At 42.6% G+C, this 18,044-nt stretch carries 13 protein-coding genes and 1 pseudogene; 8 read left to right on the forward strand and 6 right to left on the reverse strand.

What is annotated here, in order from left to right; translation table 11 throughout:
- Window positions 1-82 precede the first annotated feature (82 nt).
- Window positions 83-331: a DUF1289 domain-containing protein gene (locus tag MHN32_RS15425; protein WP_010607388.1), complete on the forward strand. Its 249-nt coding sequence runs from the start codon at window positions 83-85 to the stop codon at window positions 329-331.
- Here MHN32_RS15425 and MHN32_RS15430 read toward each other — a convergent pair.
- On the reverse strand, window positions 315-1,004 hold the full coding sequence (locus MHN32_RS15430) for a hypothetical protein (protein WP_010607387.1): 690 nt from the start codon (window positions 1,002-1,004) through the stop codon (window positions 315-317). The two genes, MHN32_RS15425 and MHN32_RS15430, sit on opposite strands and share 17 nt — an antisense overlap.
- Before the next feature lie 167 nt (window positions 1,005-1,171).
- On the opposite strand from MHN32_RS15430, the gene MHN32_RS15435 reads away from it, so the two are divergent.
- From MHN32_RS15435 to MHN32_RS15445, 3 genes are read left to right on the forward strand one after another with little or no spacing between them, the layout of a single operon-like run.
- A complete protein-coding gene (locus MHN32_RS15435) occupies window positions 1,172-1,375 on the forward strand; it encodes a DUF3283 family protein (RefSeq protein ID WP_010607386.1) in 204 nt (67 codons plus the stop codon).
- The gene (locus MHN32_RS15440; protein WP_239422267.1) at window positions 1,375-1,800 is read left to right on the forward strand and encodes a GNAT family N-acetyltransferase; all 426 of its coding nucleotides are present in this window, start codon (window positions 1,375-1,377) and stop codon (window positions 1,798-1,800) included. The genes MHN32_RS15435 and MHN32_RS15440 overlap by 1 nt, the downstream gene beginning before the upstream one ends.
- 19 nt (window positions 1,801-1,819) lie before the next feature.
- Window positions 1,820-6,274, forward strand: a complete 4,455-nt coding sequence (locus tag MHN32_RS15445; RefSeq protein WP_237116773.1) for an EAL domain-containing protein — start codon at window positions 1,820-1,822, stop codon at window positions 6,272-6,274.
- A gap of 15 nt (window positions 6,275-6,289) precedes the next feature.
- Here the strand turns inward: MHN32_RS15445 and MHN32_RS15450 are convergent, their stop codons facing one another.
- Both MHN32_RS15450 and MHN32_RS15455 read right to left on the reverse strand, forming a co-directional pair.
- Window positions 6,290-7,237, reverse strand: coding sequence for an ion transporter (locus tag MHN32_RS15450; RefSeq protein WP_237116774.1), 948 nt, complete (start codon window positions 7,235-7,237; stop codon window positions 6,290-6,292).
- A 32-nt stretch (window positions 7,238-7,269) separates the two neighbouring features.
- On the reverse strand, window positions 7,270-9,939 hold the full coding sequence (locus tag MHN32_RS15455) for a bifunctional acetate--CoA ligase family protein/GNAT family N-acetyltransferase (RefSeq protein WP_239422268.1): 2,670 nt from the start codon (window positions 9,937-9,939) through the stop codon (window positions 7,270-7,272).
- A 145-nt stretch (window positions 9,940-10,084) separates the two neighbouring features.
- On the opposite strand from MHN32_RS15455, the gene MHN32_RS15460 reads away from it, so the two are divergent.
- Window positions 10,085-10,795: an SIMPL domain-containing protein gene (locus MHN32_RS15460; RefSeq protein ID WP_010607381.1), complete on the forward strand. Its 711-nt coding sequence runs from the start codon at window positions 10,085-10,087 to the stop codon at window positions 10,793-10,795.
- Window positions 10,796-11,295: 500 nt separating this feature from the next.
- Here the strand turns inward: MHN32_RS15460 and MHN32_RS15465 are convergent, their stop codons facing one another.
- On the reverse strand, window positions 11,296-13,206 hold the full coding sequence (locus tag MHN32_RS15465; RefSeq protein WP_239422269.1) for an aminotransferase class V-fold PLP-dependent enzyme: 1,911 nt from the start codon (window positions 13,204-13,206) through the stop codon (window positions 11,296-11,298).
- A 300-nt stretch (window positions 13,207-13,506) separates the two neighbouring features.
- On the opposite strand from MHN32_RS15465, the gene MHN32_RS15470 reads away from it, so the two are divergent.
- On the forward strand, window positions 13,507-14,502 hold the full coding sequence (locus tag MHN32_RS15470; protein ID WP_239422270.1) for a YncE family protein: 996 nt from the start codon (window positions 13,507-13,509) through the stop codon (window positions 14,500-14,502).
- Between the two features lie 149 nt (window positions 14,503-14,651).
- Here MHN32_RS15470 and MHN32_RS15475 read toward each other — a convergent pair.
- A pseudogene (locus tag MHN32_RS15475) lies at window positions 14,652-14,903 on the reverse strand (endonuclease III); the annotation flags it as partial.
- A gap of 182 nt (window positions 14,904-15,085) precedes the next feature.
- The gene (locus MHN32_RS15480) at window positions 15,086-15,979 is read right to left on the reverse strand and encodes a LysR family transcriptional regulator (protein WP_239422280.1); all 894 of its coding nucleotides are present in this window, start codon (window positions 15,977-15,979) and stop codon (window positions 15,086-15,088) included.
- A 114-nt stretch (window positions 15,980-16,093) separates the two neighbouring features.
- Between MHN32_RS15480 and MHN32_RS15485 the strand changes: the two genes are divergently transcribed.
- Entirely contained in the window at window positions 16,094-17,080 is a 987-nt protein-coding gene (locus MHN32_RS15485; protein WP_239422282.1) for a zinc-dependent alcohol dehydrogenase family protein, read from the forward strand.
- A 64-nt stretch (window positions 17,081-17,144) separates the two neighbouring features.
- Window positions 17,145-17,957, forward strand: a complete 813-nt coding sequence (locus tag MHN32_RS15490; protein WP_239422271.1) for a DUF4437 domain-containing protein — start codon at window positions 17,145-17,147, stop codon at window positions 17,955-17,957.
- The last annotated feature ends 87 nt before the right edge of the window (window positions 17,958-18,044 follow it).

Consider the following 18,044-nt stretch of genomic DNA (forward strand, 5'->3'; position numbering starts at 1 on the left):
GGTTGTAACTCGCTCTTTATAACCTTGGCAGACTAGTTACTAAACAGTATGCTTAGAAAAGGGTCAAAAGTGTTGAGTGTACATGGAACAAATTGAGATATTTGAGATCCCAAGTCCGTGTAAGGGGATCTGTCAGGTAAATAATCGCGGTTATTGTAAAGGTTGCTATCGCAGTCGCGAAGAGCGCTTTGAGTGGAATAATCTTAATAACGAGCAAAAACGTAAAGTTATTGCGCTGTGTCAGCAACGATATAAAAGGTACTTGCAACGTAAATCAAAAACGGAGCAAGCAGATGAGCAAACAGGAGAAAACTTTAAATTTGATATTTAGCTTTGAGCATTTTTATTACCCCCTTTCGTTCGAATTCCTCTAGTTTTGCCTTGATTAGTGGAATTAATTGTTCATTGCGCTTATGCACGAAGTGAAAGCTCTCAACGACGGCTAAATTTTTTATTTGTAGGGTTTCTTCATTGATATTTTTTAAATGTGGTTTCAAGTGAAAGTCGAGAATAAGTGCTCCTTCAACTTGCTTCTGCATGACTAAATTGAGTTGTGCGACCGCGCTTTTCACCCCGATAACATAAGCTTGGATTTGGTGCTCAGCCAAATATGTGGTCGCTACAGGATAGCCGCTGCGAACCGTTAAGGATTGAAGCTCCCTAAGTTTACAATCGCCACAAAGGGTGAATAGCTGCAAGTTAAACTGAAACAACGGGTAATCAACACGACGCAAGTTTGGATACTCCTTTTCCACGCTCGCAACTCGAGCTAACTGTCCATCTAGGTTTCCTGCATTAGCTGCAATTAGAGAGCCTTTGTGATTAAATTCTTCAAGGCGTAGCTCTATGTCGAGAGATTGATAAACCATTCCCATAAGTTCAATTACATAGAGTGCTTGCGGGGTCTTTGGCGGTTGATTGAAATGCATAACTTTTGGCGTATCTGTGGCTGCTTGAGTCGCCGTTGAAATCATCATAATTAAACATAGTAATGCGGTTTTCAATCCAACTCCGTCAACTGATTACTTAGAAGTAGAGGCTATTAGTATACATAATTTTTACAAAAAAGTGCACAGCATCTCGGTTTAATCAAAACTAGATTTTGCTGCAATAGGTGTGTTGGCTTGTGATACACTTGTGGTTCCCTTCACTTAAAATTGAATGATGTGTAATGAGCCACAACCTATGTTTGCTACCTAGACAAGAAAAATACCAAATTCAACTTGAGTATGAAGCATCGTTTTGGGCGTACCAAATAAAACGAGGCAAAAAAAGTAGAGAAGCAATCTATGACGCGATCAATCAAAGGCCACTCTCTGAACAGGATACGTTGAAGCAAAAGTTTGAATTTTACTTGAGCCTGATGCTTGCTTGATGTATTCGGTTGAACTACTCCCAGCGATAATGACACCGCTCGTTAATAAGTTTTATGATGCTCAAAAAGCACGAGGACGAGCTGCAAAACACGACAACGTTTGGGTAGTTAAAGATAATAGTAAAATTATAGCGGCTTGTCGTTTACAGCCTGTAGATGGCTATTGGTTACTTGTAGGCGTTTATGTTGCACCGCAGTTTAGACGCAAAGGTGTTGCAAAAAAATTAATTGAATCAGCTGTTTATCATTTTCTCAGTGTAAACCCAGGGCAAACAGTTTATACCTTTGCATATCGCCACCTCTGTCATTTTTATACCGCACTTGGGTTTCAAAATAACTCATGCCAATTACCGTCTGAACTCGCTTCTCGCTTATCTAGTTATCTTGGACAAAACCGTCAACTCGTGGCAATGTATTACGTCTAATTAACAATCTCGGCCTTTTATGTTTCGCCTGTGTTTTATATTTTGCATTTGCCTATTTACTGCATTGGTAAATGCCGCGCAAATTTCACGACTTTCACCTGCTGAAGGGTTATCACAAAGTTACGTCAATACACTGCTTATCGACGAGCAAGGGTATCTATGGCTTTCCACTGAAGGTGGGCTTAACCGTTACGATGGCTATCAGGTACTGGATGTAAATGGACCCGATGGCGTACTTGATAAAGTGCAGGTAAATTATATCTATCAGGACAACCTTGGTGGGATTTGGATCACTACGGGTATTGCAGGGTTACTGCGATACGATCCGATGAAAGATGAGTATAGAAAATATATAGAACCACCGTCTACAGAGGACGAGTTTTATTCTAATTTGGTTAATATTGTTTTGACCAAAGATGATGATCATATGTGGGTTGTGCGTACCAATGATGTTGCGACCCTCAATATCCACTCAGGTAAGCTCAAGAGTGAGGTGACTTTACCGTTAGATGAAGAAAGTGGTTTTATACGCGCTGTTTATCAACATCAAGACATCTTGTTTATCGCCACTTCAGAGCGCTTGTTTGCATATCATTTAACAACGAAAAAATTAAGAACCCTCGATCACCTTGCTCCCATTGAACATCCTTATCAAACAAATACTAAATCACTATTTATTTTAGACCAGGATACCTTGCTCGTGGGTGCGGTTCAGGGGATGTATGAGCTAGATATTTCTCAACTACTAAAAGATTTTGACGCAGAGGTACAGTTTAAAACGCTGCTTCCCGAACTAAACATATGGAAAATGCTCAGGCATGATGAACATACCTTGCTGCTTGGTACTGACAAAGGTCTTGTTTATTACACGATTGAAGATGGTAATGCGGTTCGAGATAGGCGTTTGTCTTCAAGCGTATTTTTGCCGTCAAATACCAGTATTATCGATATTGTTAAAGACAACTATGGTGGCCTTTGGGTCGCCACAAAAGAAGACGGTGCATTTTACTTACCAGACAGTACGCTGGCGTTTGATAATGTTAGTGATCTTACCGTTGAAGGTGAAGGTTTTTCTCACAGTAATGTCTGGGCGATGCATGAATCTAATCAATTTTTGTGGCTGGCAACGAATGACGGCCTAACACGATACAATCCAAAAACCAGAGAGACTAAACAGTTTCTAAAGGGTTACTTGGGTGACGAAATTCTCTCAGAGTTTATTATCTGGAAGATTGCGGAGTATAAAAATAAGCTTTGGCTCACGACGGTAAAAGGACTGTTTGTCTTTGACCCTATTACTCACGAAGTAACAAGGCCCAAGGCTAACAATCCAGAAGATAAAGAGATATTGACATCCTTTGTGAAAGGTGGGGAGTTGTTATCTGATGGTAAGTTTTATTTCGTCAATAGTGACGTTGGGATGTTCGTTTACGATATTAATACAGCAGAGCTGACACACCTGACGAAGTCATTTGAAAATGTCGATCCGTTTCTTACTTATGGCTTCTACCCACCACTTCCAAACGAACCGCTTAAACCCCTTTACTACTATGCTGGCGTATTGCTGCAATATGATCCGCAGTTGGAAACGCTAACTGAGATCTATAAAGCGCCGAAAGCAAATAAGCATTTAGCGGTCGATATCACTACCTACACCATAGATAAAAATAATATCTTGTGGTTGTCGTTATCATCCTTTGGTTTGATTGGTCTGACGTTAGATGGTTACGAGCCAATTTATAACATCGATTTAAAAGCCCATAAAATAGATACTTTGATGTATGAAATGCGTCAAGACAAGGAAGGTATGATTTGGATGTCATCTCATAAAGGTATTTGGCGTCTAGACCCAGATAATTTGCATTTACAACAATTCACGACCGAAGATGGCATACTTTCTAATGAGTTTAACGGTGGTGCGTCGGTGATGTTGGAAGACGGTCGCATAGCCTATGGTATGTTGAAAGGGTTTGTGGTGTTTTCTCCCGATGACAACAGACCTAAAAAGCCATTACTTGATCATGTCAATATCACCAGCGTGGATTTAATTTCTCGCCCAAATCAAAAAGCCGGATTAAAGCAATTTGATCACATCGAGCTTGAGCATGATGACATTGGACTCGAAGTGTCATTCTCTGCAATGGCATTTAGTTATCAGGATCGGATTATTTATGAGTATCAAATATCTGGTGGTCAGAAGATCCTGAGTCGTAATCAAAATCGCGTGGTATTTCCTAAACTTAATCCCGGTGAATATGCGTTAAAAGTGTGGGCTAAAGATCCGTTAACGGGAGATTATACACCGCCTGCAAAATTAACCATTAATGTAAATTACCCCGCGTGGCGCTCACCTGTTGCGATTGCCGGATATGTTTTTCTTACGCTCTTACTACTGTCTCTTTGGAGCTATCGAAAGTATCGCGTTGAGCAACTTATTCTTGCCGCTCATAAGGAAACACAAGACCGCGAAGCTAGGTTGAAAATGGCGCTAGAGGGAAGTAACTCCGGCGTATGGGAGTGGCATGCGGGTAGTACCTTAATCTATCAGCCTCGATTAGTTACGGAGCTCGATTACGAGCTTGAGAGTGTCGGCTTGGATGATTATCTGCAAAAGATACATCCCTCGGATAGAGCCATGTTTCGCTTACAGTGGCTTGAGTTCGTCACAACGAACAAAGGCTTTATCGACTGTACTTATCGATTAAAAGACAGCAAAGGTCAGTGGCGTTGGTATAAGGACTTTGGCAAGGTACTTGAGTGGGATGAAGGTAATCCAACTCAGGTGGCAGGCACCTATACCAACTTAACGCGTGAGCGTTTATTTGAAGAGCGAGCCGCATTATTTGGGGCGGCGTTTGAGCAGACCCGTGACTGGGTAATGATCTTAGACAAAAGACTGCGTATTCAGGCTTGTAATCGGGCGATGCAAAATGCCTTTAACCTTGACTCTATCCCATCATCAAGCACTGCGGTGAAGCTTGGGATGTCGAGACAAAAACGTATGATGTATCTACGCCAGACGTTGGCGCTGGCTGTGCATCAGCATTTAAGCTCTGAGGAAGTGGTGAGTTTGCCCAATGGTGACGAAAGAGACGTACTTATAAAAATTAGTGCCGTGGCGAATAGCGATGGTGAACTATACAGTTATGTGGTGGTGCTTACCGATATTAGCCAGCAAAAGCGCACAGAAAAAGAGCTATACCAGCTTGCTAACTATGATTTACAAACTAAGTTACCAAATAAAGCGTTATTGATGGATAGAGTGCAGCACGCAATCGTGCATTCGCAACATACACATTTCGCACTTTTGGTCATAAAGTTTAACCGTTTGCAGAACCTATACGATATCTATGGTGCAGACTTTGTTGCTGAGTTGCTTCCTCTGCTTGCAACAAAGCTACGCTGCTGCTTCCGTGAGTTAGATAGCTTAGCGACGGGACATGATAAGTCGTTTTATGTGTTGATGGAGCACCTCGACAACCCTGAACAGGTTCATCAGTATGTTGAGTGTTTGGTTCACTCATTTAGTACTCCAATTGAAGCCGCAGGGCATACCGTACTTATGCAACCTGCCATTGGTATTGCAATGTATCCCGACGATGCGTCAGATGCTTTTGAGTTAAACCAAGCAGCAAAGGCTGCGCTTGAGCATGTTAATGTACAGCAAATTTCCAGTTATCAGTTTTTTCGCGAAGAAATGAATGGCAAGGTTAGGCGTTCACGAGAAGTCGAGCAAGCACTTATGAGGGCCTTAAAAAATGGTGAATTTAGTAATCATTATCAGCCTATTGTCGATGTAGAAAGCGATACTCTGCTTGGCTTTGAAGCGCTATTACGCTGGCCTGAAAATAGCGAGTTTTGTGCGCAGGAGTATGCGCTTGCTGCTGAACATGCCGGTGTCGTTACCGAGCTTACCTTACAAACCCTTTCTCGGGCATTAGTTGAATTGAGACACTGGCAAACCATGAAGCAAGACCTATATATATCCATTAATCTCTCGGCCATTGATTTTGAATCCTCAAGCTTAGTCGAGGATATTCAACAAGCACTGTGCCGCAGTAAAGTGTCGGGTCATTCTGTGGCCTTTGAGATAACAGAAACAGCTCTGCTTTCTAACGTTGAGAGCGCGGTGAAAGTGATGAAAGAAATAAAAGCACTGGGCTGTCGTATCTATATGGATGACTTTGGGACGGGGTATGCCTCTTTGACCTATCTGCAACAATTGCCTATTGATGTCATCAAGATAGATAAAAGCTTTGTACAGCAAATTGCTGAGGATCCTGAAAGCTATTTAATTATTCGCTCATGTGTAAATTTAGCGCATGGATTGGGATTAAAATGTGTCGCAGAAGGGGTGGAAAACGATCTACAGTATCAACGCATCAAAGCAGAGCAAGTTGATTATTATCAAGGTTACCGTTTCAGCTCGGCGATTAGTGGCGAACAAGTCGCGCAGCTACTCTCTGAAATATAGCTGTAGTCTCTTTGGCTACAGCTTTTTACCACAGTGACGACAGTACATATGATGGACGCGTTGACTACTCATTAGTTTAATTGCTTGGTTTGCTTCCAATTGACTTAAGCCAAGCTCTACACGAAGGGCTTCTAAATGGGCTTGTTCACTTTTGTCGACATCACCATCGACTAACGCATGCAATACCGCCTCATTGAATGCATCTCGACGTTTGCGCATTTGGTCCGCAAAGCTTGAGGCCAAGAGGCCGGTGGGGATCGCGACCATGCCCATACTGAGTAAAGTGATAAGGCCACCAAAAAATTGTCCAAGCGGGGTGATAGGCACAACATCGCCATAACCCACGGTGGTTAGAGTAGCCATCGCCCACCACATCGCTTTAGGAATGGAGCCAAATTTATCCGGTTGCACATCGTGTTCAATAAGATAAATTCCGCAAGAGGCCATGATTAGCACAACGCTCATGATAAAAAAGGCGGCAAGTAATGAACTCGATTCTTCTTTAAATGCTGCGAGTAGCAACTGCATGGCCCGAGAGTAGCGCGTCAGCTTAAAGATCCTGAGTAATCGAATAACACGTAAAAAACGCAGATCAAAGGTGATAAAGGCCATTAATATGGTTGGCAAAATAGCGATGAGATCAATCACCGCCAGCGGTGATATCAGATACTTTAGGCGCTTTTTCCAATTTGGTATATCCAAATGGCGGTAATCAAGCTTATCGACACAGCACCAAAATCTCAGTAAGTATTCAATGGCGAAGATGGTCACACTGACTAACTCTAGGGTGAGAAAGTAGTGATGGTACACAGTTGCTAAGTCGCGCTCAGATTCCAACACGATGGCAACGACATTGGTTAAAATCAGGGTGATGAGGAAGATATCAACTGCCCGCCCGAGTCGGCGGTATTGCCCTGTAGCCTCGAGCACCGCAGCCGTTTTTTCTCTGATGTGAAGTTGCATCAAGTTGCCAGCATCCCTTATCTTTTTTGTGTTTAGTTTAAGTGTAACACCATCTGAATGGTGCCTTCCTCAAAATCTCGAGATACGGTGAATCCGAGCTTTTTGGCAAGACCTATCATACCGCTATTTTCTGGCAGAGTGATCCCTTCTATACTTTGTACGTTTTGTTTACGACAGTGTTTTATAGCAGCTTCCATGAGTATTCGTCCAAGCCCAAGTCCTTGGCAGTCTGAGCGTACCACTACGGCAAATTCAGCCACTTGGTTATCTGGGTCCATCAATACGCGTGATACCCCAAGCGTTTGGTAGCTAGATTTATTCGGCACAGTGACGATAAACGCCATTTCTCGGTCGTAGTCAATTTGCGTCATTTTGGCGAGTTGCTCATGATTAAATTGCGGCAGCTCGCCAAAAAAGCGGCGGTATCTATCTTCTTTACTTAAAGACTGGTCAAATTCTTGGTGCGCTCTTTCATCCTCAGGGCGAATAGGTCTCAAGGTTGCAGGGCGGCCATCTTTTAATGTCACGGTTTTTACCAACTCTCGGGGGTAAGGCCGGATAGCCAAGCGTTTACGGCCTGATACTGGCTCGTATCGTCTTAGCGTAATACTGGCGTCGAGCACTTGGAACTGACCCGAACAGGCCAAAATAGGGTTGAGTTCCATATCAATAATATCGGGTTGGTCGACTACCATTTGAGAGACACGAGTGAGTAGGGCGCACAGACGGTATTTATCGACCTTTTCAGGCAGTGCTCGCTCCTTGATAAAGCCTTTGTCATGGGCGGCTGCAATCAGGTACTTTGCAAGGTTCATATTCAGTGGCGGTAATGCCACCGCAGCTTGCGAGAAATTAAGCCCGGTGCCCGCTTCACCCAGTAAAATAACAGGGCCAACACCGGGTTCGGTTTTTACTGCTATCCGTAATTCTTGTCCTCCAGCGCGTTTTGCCATGCGTTGCAAAGAGAAGCCTTCTATTTCAGCTTCGGGTGCCGCCTCGCGGATCCGTAGTAACATCGAAAATGCGGTTTGCTCTACTTCTTCGGCATCATTGAGGTTGAGCACAACCCCACCCACTTCCGACTTAGAGGGGATGTCATGACTTATCAGCTTAAGTGCAACGGGAAAGCCAAGCTGCTGAGCTTGCTCTTTTGCTTCTGAGGGGGTGAGTGCGATTTGCGTCTCTATACATTCTATATCGTAATTAGCCAGCACTTGAGAAGCTAAATGGGTCGCGAGTTTATTGGCGCCAGAGTTTAAAAAGTCATTGATTAAACGTTTGCTTTGCAGGTGTTGCAGCTGGTCTTCATCACTGTAGGATTCTGGTGTCTGTGTGAGATGTTTTTGGTTTCGGCGGTAGCTCACCAAGTGCATAAAGGCACCAACTGCACCTTCGGGTGTACGATAAGTTGGGATCTTAGCATTTGCGCATACAAGCCTTGCAGCGTAGGCCGCTTCTTCACCCATAAAATTCGTCATCACATAAGGGCGCGCCATTTTTGGAATTTTGGCTAGGGTTTGTGCAATGATCTCGGCATAAGCGGTACTTGGCGCAAGCGCTGAAGGAGTATGAATTATCAATAAGTTTTTGACTTCGTCAGCTTTTAACAGAACTTCTAGTGCTTGTTGGTAACGTTTTGGCGAGGAATCACCAAAAATATCTATAGGGTTACAAGCATGATCCGTTTGTGGGATCAGGGCGCTGAGCGCTTGCTTGGTCTGCTCGCTTAGTACCGTCAGTTTGCCTGAGTTCTGTAGTAAGGTATCGACCGCCATAATGCCAGGGCCGCCACCATTGGTTAAAATGGTCAGCTGTTCTACTTGCAGCAATTTGGGGTGTAAAGCAAGGGTTTGAGTGGCAGCAAATAGCTCCCTAAGATCGTTTACCCTCAGCATACCTGCACGTTGGAACATGGCATCATAAACTGCGTCATCGGAGGTATTGCCGCCGGTGTGATTCAGCGCAGCGATTGCGCCAGCCTTGGTTTTACCGGTTTTTATGGCGATGACGGGCTTACTAAATGCAGCGGCTCGAGCTGCGGAAATAAAGCGCCTAACATCGTCGATATTATCAATATAAAGCAAAATAGCTTGGGTTTTTGGATCCCGTCCGAGGAAATCGAGTAGTTCGTCGAAATCGATATCAAGGCAATCCCCAACGGAAACAAAGTAAGAAAAGCCGATTTTTTTATGTTGTGCCCAGTCCAGTATGGTTGAACATACCGCCGCCGATTGTGAAATAAAAGCAAGCTTACCGGGTGCTGCAACCGTATGAGAAAAACTAGCATTAATACCCAAGTGAGGAATGAGTAAACCGAGGCAATTAGGACCAAGCAAGGTGACTTTGGCTATTTTGGCGGCTTCTTTTAATAGTTGTTTATGCTGATTATCGAGACCCGCCGCGATGATGATTGCATGCTGACAACCAATTTCGCCAAGCTCATTGATGATTTGCACTAGGGTTTGTTTGTTGGTACAAATAACAGCGAGATCAGGGACTTTGGGTAACTGTCTAATAGTATTGTAAGCAAGCACTCCATGCACTGCGGTATGTTTTGGGCTGACGGGCATAATGGGCCCTTTAAAGCCGCCTTGCAGCAAGTTACGCATTACAATAAAGCCGGCGCGATCTGGATTGTTAGAAGCACCAATCACCGCAATAGATTGGGGGTTAAAAAATTGGCTAATACGCTTTACGCTCATACTGTTTCCTAGTTCAGCCGCAGCTCATAAGCACCACTCTACCATTTTGCTCGCAGTTTTCGAGTGCAATTAAGGTAGACTTTGATCTATCCCTATAATAATTGTACGAAAACTATGACTGAGGCGTAACGTTGAGGACAAAGATATGTCTACTATGAGTAAATATTTAGCTCCTGCGGCTTTGCTATCACTGGCGGTGATAGTGAGTGGCTGGATGGTAAAATCGACCATTCTAGAAGTAAAAGGAATGGAGCGAACGGTAAGTGTAAAGGGGTTATCGGAAAAGGAAGTAACGGCAGATACGGTGATTTGGCCTGTATTTTATCGTGATGCAGATAACGATCTGGAAGCGTTGGTTGAGCGCACTGAAAAGAAAAACGCAGCTATCCGCGCGTTCTTAACCTTACATGGCTTTGATGCTTCCGAGCTTTCGATATCAGCGCCTTCTATTACAGATAAATACGCCCAAGAGTACGGACAAAATAATCAGGGATTTCGGTATGTGGCAAAAGCTGGTGTGACAGTGTACTCCAATAATCCAGATAAGGTATCGCAAGCGCTAGGGCAGTTAAGTGAGCTGGCCAAACAAGGTATTGCCATCACCAAAGATGATTATCAAAATCGAGTTGAATATTTGTTTACTGGCCTTAATGATATTAAGCCTGAAATGGTGCAAGAAGCCACACAAAAAGCACGAGAAGTGGCGGTCAAATTTGCTAAAGATTCCGACTCTGTACTTGGCAAAATAAAATCAGCAAGACAAGGGCAATTTAGCATTCGCGATAGAGACAGTAATACACCGCAGATCAAAATTGTACGTGTGGTCACGAGCGTAGAATACTATTTATCGGATTAGTATTAGCGCTAACTGCATTGAATTCACTCCCTATGCCAGCTATTGGTGCGTAAATTTGCCTTGCCTACAGGAAGCAGTGTTACCACTAAAACTCTCTGGCTGGACAAGGGGGAAATTAAGGTGAACTTTAAAAACAATAAGTTAGCTTATTCCTTATCCAAGACTCAGGTTGATTACTTTGTATCATCAGTGGAATATCTTAAGCTGAGCCAGAGATAGTGCTTTTCTATCAGCGTGTATTGATTAGATGGGTAGAGCTAGTCAATATAGGCTAAAGGGTAATAATACAGACTTGATGGTAACGATTTGATTTTTAAATTTTTATGTGTTCTCAGGTGGATCATATTTCTTAGTAGTAATTAGCCTGATAAACAAATTGTTTCTCAGTTAAGGCTATACTCAGTGAGCTAACAGCTCTTTATAATCTTTTATGTAATGCTGGTGCAGCAATGTCTAATGACATCGCTGCTCAGTGAGTCAACTAACGATAGTGGCTCGCTTTATTTTTCCTCTTGCTCCTTAAGCACGTAGATCTCACCATCGAAACTACCTTGAATGGTCAATCCTTGGCCTGCCAGTTCCTTGAGATATTCAATATGCTCTTGGGTAATATGTTGACCCGGCACCAAAAGCGGAATACCCGGAGGATACGGGGTGACTAAACCTGCACAAATACGGTTGTTGCTCTTGCTAATAGGCACAGATTCACGTTCACCGTAGAAGGCATCACTAGGAATACAAGCAAGGTCAATAGCGGGTAAATTCTCAGGTAAGCGTGAGCGTCGCGTTGACTTCGATAGTTTTACCTTGCCGCCATCGAGCTTCTTTAAGGCATTGTATAAACGAATGATCTTTGAGCGTGTACCTCCCAACGTCAGTAAGACCAAGATGGTACTGTGCGTGTATTTCTCAATCTCCAGCCCAATTTCGTCCAGCAGAAATTTATGAATATCCTTTAATGAGTACGGTAGTTCACTAATATCTATGAGGATTTTAAGCGGATCATGCCCCATATTATCGCCACTAAAATGTGGGAATATGTTCATGAAGTCTTGCTTATCAAGCACTTTGATATGTTTGAGCGAGGCCATCTGCTGTTTGAACTCTGTAACATGGTTCAGCAGCGCATTGAGTAACTTATAGCCTTCCATCTCTAACTGCTTTTGGCACACATCCAAAGACGCAATAAGTTGGTATTTGGGCGAGGTGCTGGCGTAGATACTGTAAATCTCACGGAAGAAATCAGCATCAAAATCGGGGTCATTAATATGGATATAAGACGCCTGCGAAAATGCCGATACGACTTTATGCGCCGAATGAGTGACATAATCGGCACCTGCATGAATGGCGGAGTAATGGCGCAAGCTGGGGTGAAATAGCGAGTAAGCAAACCAAGCTTCATCAATAAAAACTTTGATGCCATGCTGATGGGCGAATTCTACGACTTGTTTCAGATCGCTCAGCAAACCATCATAGGTACAGCCTGTGAGCACCAGTAGTTTTGCATCGGTATTTTGTTCAATCGCTTGCTTGATGTCAGCCAGTGAAGGCGGTGCGAATATGCCATATTTGGGATTTAAGATACTCGATAAATAGATAGGGAAACTGGCCGATTGCAAAATGCCATAGTGCACAGACTTATGACAGTTACGGTCGATGATCACCTTATCGCCCTTGCGAAGGAGGGTTTGCAAAATAATTTTATTCGAGGTGGACGAACCGTTGGTCACGAAGTAGGTGCGTTTAACCTCAAACGTTGCTGCTGCGGATTCCTGAGCGCGGCCAATGGTATTGGTGCTGTCTGACAGTGAACCTAACGAATCAACCGAGACAGACAAGTCTCCGACAAATACATTACGGCCATAGAATTGATAAAAATCTTTGATATAAGGAGAGTTTCTAAAGCTCGAACCGCCGCTGTGACCTGGAGTATGCCAAGAGTCGTTCGCTTCGCCGACATAACTGCGATACGCGGTCCAAAATGGCGTCTCGGCTCTGTCATCAAAGTCGTTGATCATATAACCTAAAATGGCTTCAGGATCTGAGATAACTTCATCTTTAAAGAAGAAAGACTCGATTTCCTCGGATTCGTTGACTATCTCAAGCCCTTTAGTGTCATCACCAATAACATAAACCGGTAATTCTAGACGAATACTTTTTAATTGCTCGATAAAGCGACTATAGGTTTGTTCGCCACTTTTCTGTTGCACATCCCAACTCAGCACGACAGCTTGAATATCACCATCTTCAGTGACATGCTCCAAGGCTTTTGAAAGTTCGAGACATTCAATAATATCGATTTGAACATCCTCTCGCTCAAAATTAGGGATCGTTTTTGACAGATTGCTTGAGAGCGCTTGCAATACGGCTGGCTCTTGTTCTATTAACAAGATACGAAGGACAGGTAGCATAATGATATTCGCATTAAAATTTAAAGACTTTCATTAGCATAAAGAAAGCGTAGTGATTTGTGAAATCAATACTTTGAAAATGTTCTAGAAATTGTAAAACGGATGTAGGCGAGGGAGTTGTTGCGAGTGATGGAAAGTGTGCTATTCAACATAGGAAACAGGAAGGTTTCGAGTATCAGGCGTGTCTGAGTTAAATTTGGGATAGGGTGTTTTTGACGGCTGTATTACGATTGCTTTTCAATGATAAATACAGTAGTGATAAAAACAACAGTACTAGCTAACAGATCAATAGGAGTCAAAATGAGATGGGTTAATTATGTTGTGTATGTGTTCTTATTTGGGTGTTTAATCAGCTTCCCTTCATGGGCTGATACAAATAACTTGTCGGGAACATTGGTTGTTGTAAATAAAAAGGGGGACTCGGTTGATTTCATCGATCTTAGCAGCCGAAAAATTAAGCTGACGCTCGCAACCGGCAGAGGACCACATGAATTAGCAATGAGTGCCGACGGGCATACGGCTGTTGTCACTAATTATGCACGTGGCAATAGTCTAAGTGTTTTTGACGTTCGGCAAGCAAAAAAAGTTAAAACCATTGATTTTTCTCGTTATCCAAGGCCACATGGCGTGTTGTTTTTAAAAGACCAAAAACGCGTTGCAGTATCGTCTGAAGGCTCCGACAGTGTGGTAATCGTTGATATAGAGTCGGGGAAAATTGATAAAGTAATAGCAACAGAGCAAAGAGGCTCTCATATGGTGGCGCTGCCGGCGTCTAGCGAGCGTGTTTACACCACAAATATGCGCGCAGATTCAGTGTCTGAATTAGATGTAAAGTCAGGTGCCTTACTTCGCAAAATTTCAATGCCAAAAGTACCAGAGGCTATCACCATAAATAAAAGTGGCTCAGAGCTCTGGGTTGGTAGCAACGATGATGGCTTAGTTACCGTGTTTGATGTAGCAAATGAGCGTATAATTAAGCAATGGAAAGGCTATAGCTTTCCATACCGTGTGTTACTTACCCGCGATGAGCAGTTTGCTGTGATCTCAGACTATAGGAATCACACCCTTGATGTGATCGATGCAATGCACAAAGAAAAGCTGCGTCAAATAAAGTTTGAGCCGGGAACAGGACCAAAAGGCGTGATCCTCCATCCAGACGATCGCACTTTATTTTTATCCGCTTACCAAAAAAATAAGGTCCTTGTTATAGATATTGTATCTGGCAAAACCTTATTTGAACTCCCTACTAGTAACGGACCAGATGGAATAGGGTATTCAGCAGTGGTATTGCCTTAGGCTAACCATCACGTCGATACGAATGTGGCGTGAAGTAGGAGCTGCTTTACGCAGCGATCTGTGCTTTCATATCGCTTGAACAATTTTACGAAACAACAAATTCACGGTAACCACCACAAATAAAAGTTGTGCTTATGCTAAAACAAAGATTAGCTATCAGTCTTCTCTTTAAACTCACACAAGTCTTCAATAATACAGCTGCCGCATTTGGGCTTTCTTGCTGTACACACATAGCGGCCATGGAGAATAAGCCAGTGGTGGACGTCCACTTTAAACTCTGTTGGTACCACCTTTTCTAGCTTTTGCTCGACAGCCACTACATCTTTACCCATGGCAAACTTAGTGCGGTTAGAAACGCGGAAGATATGGGGGTCTACGGCAATTGTCGGCCTGCCAAAGGAAAATTAAAGTAGATACGGATGCACTCTTGAGAGTACCAATAGCAGATGTTTGGCTTACATCACAAAACTACTTTTAATGGAGGTCTAAGTCATCAAGCGGTTAAAGAAACTTTAAGTCACAGAAACAGCTATTCCAACTAAATGAAGGTATTCCTGCTAAGTGAACGAAAAGGGGCTAATGGTTATTGTTCCCAATAAGGTGTGTCACCAAAATACTCTGAAAAATAATCAATAAAGGCCCTTACTTTGGGGGCTAGCAATCTTGAACTTGGGTAAACAGCCCAAATTGCCGTATTTGAAATAAGCGGAAAATCTTTTAATATTTGGACTAATTCACCACTTTTAATCTGTTGGTAAGCACTCCATTTAGAATTGATGGTGATACCTAAGCCATTAATGCAGGCATCACGAACAGCTTCACCATTATCGGTGCGTAACCTTCCCTTGACCTTAATATTGAATTGACCTTTTTCTGTTTGAAAATACCAATTATCGAGACCCATTAGGGTAATGCATTGATGAAAATTTAATTCATCAGGGAGCTTTGGCTCACCGTATTTTGCTAAATAATTTGGCGAAGCACACAATATTCGGGTATCTGGTGCTAACTTTCGAGCAATTAAACTTGAATCTTTTAGTTCTGAGTTACGAATGGCAATATCAAAGCCGCCTTCAACTAAGTCGACAATAGAATCTGAAAGTTTCAAATCAATGGTTAAATCTGGATAACGCACAAAGAAGTCATTCAATGCGGGTAATAAATGCATCCGCCCAAAAGATGCAGGTGCAGCAACCCGTAAAGTTCCGATTGGAGAAGTGCTGCCTGCCCCTACCGATGCGCGTGCCGCACCAACGCTAGCCACTACATCTTCTGCATGTGGCAGAAACGCTTTTCCTTCCTCGGTTAATGATACTTTACGGGTAGTTCGGTGAATTAGCCTAACGCCCAGCCCATCTTCTAGTTTGTTAATATGCGCACTCGCAACGGCAGGAGATAAACCTAACTCCTGTCCAGCCATACTTATGTTATGAGTTGCAGCAATCCTAATGAACAGCTTTAGATGGTCAATATTCAATATTATCAATGAAAACCAAAAAGTGATTTCTTATTTTGCTCTATTATCAATCAATTTTCTAGTGGATATGCTTACTCCATCAACTACTAAAGAGAAATTAGGATGAACACATCAATGAAAGCAATGATAGTAAACAGTTTTGGTAGCGAGAATGTATTTGAAGTTTGCGAAATTACTAAACCCCAAGTAAAAACTGGGCATGTTTTAATAAAAATTGCGGCAACAAGCGTTAATACAGTAGATACCATGATCAGAGCAATGGGTGATAACTTACCTATTGCACCAGCATTGCCTGCTGTCTTAGGGATGGATTTTGCCGGCACTGTAGAAGAAGTTGGTGAAGGTGTAACTGATTACAAAGTCGGTGATAAAGTTTATGGGTGTGCAGGTGGTTTGGCTGACCTTCAAGGAACATTGGCTGAGTACATGGTCGCTGATGCAAAATTGATTGCCCTTAAACCCCAAAATTTATCGATGCGAGAAGCAGCTGCATTACCATTAGTCGCTATTACCGCTTATGAAGGTTTGATGAGAGCAGGTATTAGTGAAGGGCAGAAGGTATTGGTACATGGTGGTTCTGGCGGTGTCGGTCACGTTGCCTTGCAACTTGCCAGATATTTTGGTGCAGAAGTTTATTCAACGGGTGGTGGTGATAGTCAGCTTGCCTTAATTGAGAAGCTAGGTGCTAAAGCTATTAATTATAAAACGGAAACAGTCGCAGGCTATGTTGCCAAATTTACTGAAGGTCTAGGATTTGATGTTGTGTTTGACTCTGTAGGCGGAGAAAACATGAGAAATTCGTTTGAAGCAGCCGCATTGAATGGTCAAGTTGCGTCAACAGTAGCTATGGTAAACATGGATTTATCGTTAGCCCATTTTAAAGGGTTATCATTACATGTTGTCTTTATGCTGATACCTATGCTGCACAACATTAAACGAGAAGAACATGGGAAAATTCTAAATGAAATATCGCAGATTGTTGAAGCTGGCGAATTAACGCCTGTTCTGGATAAAGAAACATTCTCTTTAGAGGAAGCGGGTAAAGCCCATGAGCGTTTAGCCAGTGGTAAAGCCATGGGGAAAGTGGTGATCAGCATTTAATTTGACCAGTTTTTTTGAAGTACTTGCCTTTAGCTATTAATCACGGATTAATATGGGATAGATTATGAAATTTTCAATTAAGGCTTCGATAGCAGCAATATTTATATTTTGTAATGCGTTTGCTTCAGACATAAATGCAAAAGTAGTTTCTGCGGACGATATTACTTGGGGCTACTTAAATCCCTTGAGAGGCGAACTTAGCCCTGGTGCTGCCAATCTGTGGGGCGATCGAACTAAAGATACAGCGACTGGTATGTTAGTTCGCTTCAAAAAAGGGTTTGAATCGCCACCTCATATTCACAACATTACTTATCGAGGTGTAGTAATTAATGGCTTAATGCACAATGACGATCCAAGTGCCGAGAAAATGTGGCTGCCTTCTGGCTCTTTTTGGACACAACCTGCGGGCGAAGATCATATTACCGCGGCGAATGGAGATAGTAATTTAATTTATTTAGAAATAGATTCTGGCCCATACCTCGTTCAACCATCAGCCGAAAAATTCGATAATGGCGAGCGTCCTTTAAATCTGCATCGCGATAACCTCGTTTGGCTAAATAATCATGATCTACATGACATCAAAGCAGAGGGGGTGAAGTCTAGCTTTCTTTGGAATAGTAATTCGACATTAGGGGGCTCGATGGTTAAATTACCTGTAGGCTTTAACGGTTCTATCTCTACCCAAGCTAGTGAATTTCGGATGGTGGTAATTTCAGGGGAAATTAATTATCGAGCTAACCCAAAAAATGCTGTGAAAAATTTAGCCGCTGGCAGTTATATTGAGTCAACTGGTCAGTTTAGCCACAAAATTACTAATCAAACTGACCGAGAAGTCATCATATACATCCGAACAAATGCGAAGTATCAAGTAATATAAAAACGCAACGTTTTATATTAGGTGTAGCGACAATTCAGTTCAAGTCGCTACACAATATACTTTTTGTTGAAATTACCTATAAAGATA

It is taken from the genome of Pseudoalteromonas sp. Of11M-6, assembly GCF_022347905.1.
GTDB lineage: Bacteria > Pseudomonadota > Gammaproteobacteria > Enterobacterales > Alteromonadaceae > Pseudoalteromonas.

Excerpts from the sequence above, each read along its gene's own strand:
- MHN32_RS15425 (WP_010607388.1), top strand. The coding sequence starts at position 83 with ATGGAACAAATTGAGATATTTGAGATCCCAAGTCCGTGTAAGGGGATC.
- MHN32_RS15465 (WP_239422269.1), bottom strand. The coding sequence starts at position 13,206 with ATGCTACCTGTCCTTCGTATCTTGTTAATAGAACAAGAGCCAGCCGTA.
- MHN32_RS15440 (WP_239422267.1), top strand. The coding sequence starts at position 1,375 with ATGTATTCGGTTGAACTACTCCCAGCGATAATGACACCGCTCGTTAAT.
- MHN32_RS15470 (WP_239422270.1), top strand. The coding sequence starts at position 13,507 with ATGAGATGGGTTAATTATGTTGTGTATGTGTTCTTATTTGGGTGTTTA.
- MHN32_RS15485 (WP_239422282.1), top strand. The coding sequence starts at position 16,094 with ATGAAAGCAATGATAGTAAACAGTTTTGGTAGCGAGAATGTATTTGAA.
- MHN32_RS15435 (WP_010607386.1), top strand. The coding sequence starts at position 1,172 with ATGAGCCACAACCTATGTTTGCTACCTAGACAAGAAAAATACCAAATT.
- MHN32_RS15460 (WP_010607381.1), top strand. The coding sequence starts at position 10,085 with ATGTCTACTATGAGTAAATATTTAGCTCCTGCGGCTTTGCTATCACTG.
- MHN32_RS15490 (WP_239422271.1), top strand. The coding sequence starts at position 17,145 with ATGAAATTTTCAATTAAGGCTTCGATAGCAGCAATATTTATATTTTGT.
- MHN32_RS15450 (WP_237116774.1), bottom strand. The coding sequence starts at position 7,237 with ATGCAACTTCACATCAGAGAAAAAACGGCTGCGGTGCTCGAGGCTACA.
- MHN32_RS15445 (WP_237116773.1), top strand. The coding sequence starts at position 1,820 with ATGTTTCGCCTGTGTTTTATATTTTGCATTTGCCTATTTACTGCATTG.
- MHN32_RS15455 (WP_239422268.1), bottom strand. The coding sequence starts at position 9,939 with ATGAGCGTAAAGCGTATTAGCCAATTTTTTAACCCCCAATCTATTGCG.